The sequence below is a fragment of the Porphyromonas levii DSM 23370 genome, assembly GCF_000379925.1.
Classification (GTDB): Bacteria; Bacteroidota; Bacteroidia; order Bacteroidales; family Porphyromonadaceae; genus Porphyromonas_A; species Porphyromonas_A levii.
The window spans coordinates 1-2,777 of record NZ_KB904215.1 but is presented as its reverse complement, the minus strand read 5'-3'; the positions used below and the strand labels follow the sequence as shown (position 1 = coordinate 2,777).

1 pseudogene is annotated in these 2,777 nt (G+C 47.7%); it reads left to right on the top strand.

The annotated features are described in order from the left end of the window. Positions 1–93: 93 nt before the first annotated feature. Positions 94–2,777 (top strand): annotated as a pseudogene (locus tag A3GG_RS12575) (DUF2958 domain-containing protein); the annotation flags it as partial.

Genomic DNA, 2,777 nt, shown 5'->3' with positions numbered 1-2,777 from the left:
ATTTAAAAAACAACTACCCCGATGAAATCAGCATTTCACTCCTCAAAATGCCCAAAAACCACCTCAAAATATACTCTAGGGGTCAAACTTGGGTTTGGTGATTTCTTGGTTTATGACCGAGGTTTCCTCAAGAGTGATGAGGTGATTAAGCAGTCTTCTACCAAGGCAATTCATAACTATTTCTTTGTTAAAGGGCTTGATGTGCTGAAGGAGGGCGGGTTGCTCGCTTTTATTGCTTCGCGAGGTGTCTTGGACTCGCCTAAAAATGAGCCTATTCGGAGGTATCTAATGGAGCATAGTAACCTCGTCTCTGCACTGAGGCTCCCCTCGGGCATGTTTTCCGATAATGCTGGGACAGAGGTGGGGAGCGACTTGATTATCCTACAGAAGCAGAGTAATAAGCAAGAGCTGACTCCCACGGAGAAGCTCTTTATTGAGAGCTATGCTGTGTCTAAGGGTGATGGCTTTAGTATCGCTTTTACCCACAATGCTCTTTTTGAGGGAGAAGAAGCTCGCCAGCGGATTATTGCTACAGACAAAAGAATAGGAAGCGACCCTTATGGCAAGCCCACTTGGGTTTATACCCACGAAGGCGGTGTAGAGGGGATTGCCAATGAAATTCGGGAGCAACTGACTATAGAGTATGGGTAAACAATTTGACCTCTCCCTCTATGAGACTGGAGTGCTAGGGCAAAAGAAAGAAGTAAAGCAAGAGGAGCAGGAGGTGGTTCAAAAAGGGGCTGAGAATGCCTACGACCTGATGCCTAAGCCACTGCAAAAGCAGCTCCCTAAGCTCTATGCCACGGAGAAGATAAAGCTATTGGGGGATAAGGTCGCCTATGGTCGTTACTTTTTTCCGATGGGTGCCTACACCTCTTATATTCTAGAATATGACCCGAAGGAGGAAATCGGTTTTGGCTTGACCACTATGGGCTATGGCTGGGAGCTAGGCTATATGTCCCTTGCTGAGATGAGAGAGGTAAAGGTGAGAGGATTAGGCATTGAGCGTGACCTTTACTTTGAGCCGAAACCGCTTCATCAGATTGAGGAACTCAAAGAGTACATTGGCGAGCAATACACACATAAGCAGGAGGTAAAGGATGTTATTCCCGAGCTTGTCAAAGAGGAAGATGTGGCACCTGAGGGAGTGCCAGTACTATCCCTTCATAAGCTCTATGAGAGGCAAAAACATCAGCAAGAGGAGAGTGTTATTCGCACTGACTTTGAAGCACCGAGGGAGATGGGTGGTAAGTTGGTGTACTTTGACGATGATCATCACCCGATAGATGACCCAACGCTGTACGATGAGAGGTCTGAGGCATCCATGCTACCACTTTTTGCTCCAGAGGAATATATCCAATGGACAAAGGAGGTGGATCGGGCCAATAAGGAACTTCAGACTGAGAAGAAAGAGAAGTCAAAACAAAGTGTGGCTAAGCCTGCCTCTCCAAAAAGGAGTGCCAAGAGAGCTACTCCTAAGATGACCCAGCCATCACTCTTCTCTTTTGATGAGGAGGGGGATATTATACCCAATACGGGTAAGCCCATTAAGGAGGTATTTGATACATCTCCTCGACCTTTTCTCTCACTTCCCGATAGTCACCTGCGTGATGGATCCATTGTGGTTCAGAATGGTCAGGTCGGTTTTCTATCAGGGGTAAAGAGTAGTCCGCTTTTCAATCCTATGGACTTGTCCTATGGACAGCTCTCGAAGCTAAAGGAGTATGTGGAGATAAGGGACAGCTATCACCGTCTTTATGACTATGAGGCTCACAATCGGGTGGAGGATAAGGAGGAGCGACAGAAGCTCAATCGCCTCTACGATGCTTTTGTAGCACAAAGAGGACACTTCAATGACCGCTCCAATGTGGACCTTATCAAGATGGATGCTACTGGGGTGGAGATGCTCTTCTTGGAGCGAAGCATCGATGGGAAGCTGGTTAAGGCAGATATCTTTGACCACCCTACCGCATTCTCAAATGAGGAGCTTACAGTCGTGGCAAACCCTTTGGAAGCACTCTCGGCTTCGCTCAATAAGTTTGGGGAGGTGGACTTGGGCTATATGGCTTCGCTACTGCCCGAGATAGAGGAGAGCGACCTTGTGACCGAATTAGAAGACCGTATCTTCTATAATCCCGAGGTGGGTAACTACGAGATTGCCGATAAGTACATCTCGGGCAATGTCATTGAGAAAGCGGAGCGATTGGAGTCATGGCTCTTGGAGCATCCCGACGTGGAAGAGGCGAAGCGAAGTCTTTCGGCTCTCAAAGCTGCTATTCCTACGCCTGTCCCTTTTGCTGACTTAGACTTCAATCTAGGGGAGCGATGGATCCCGAGTAAGGTCTATTCGCTCTTTGCATCGGATCTCTTTGGCACGGAGGTGGATGTCTCGTACCACGCCAATATGGATGAGTATGCTGTACAGTGTGAGCGTAAGAATGCCAATATATGGAACAAGTATGCGGTGCAGGGAGAGTTTAGGCGGTATGATGGTATCAAGCTATTAGGACATGCTCTGCAGAACACCATCCCCGAAATCAATAAGAGTAAGGAGGTGCCAGACCCAGTGTCGGGTATGATGAAGACGATTAAGGTAAGGGATGGGGAGAAGATTCAGCAAGCCAACTCCAAGATTGAAGAGATACGGCAAGGCTTTGTCGATTGGTTAGGAAGACAGCCTGAGACCTTTAAGGAACAGATGGCTGAGCGGTACAATAAGCTGTTCAATTGCGCCTCATCCGATATTCTGCGTGATGGCGGTTACCGTGATCCCTTGA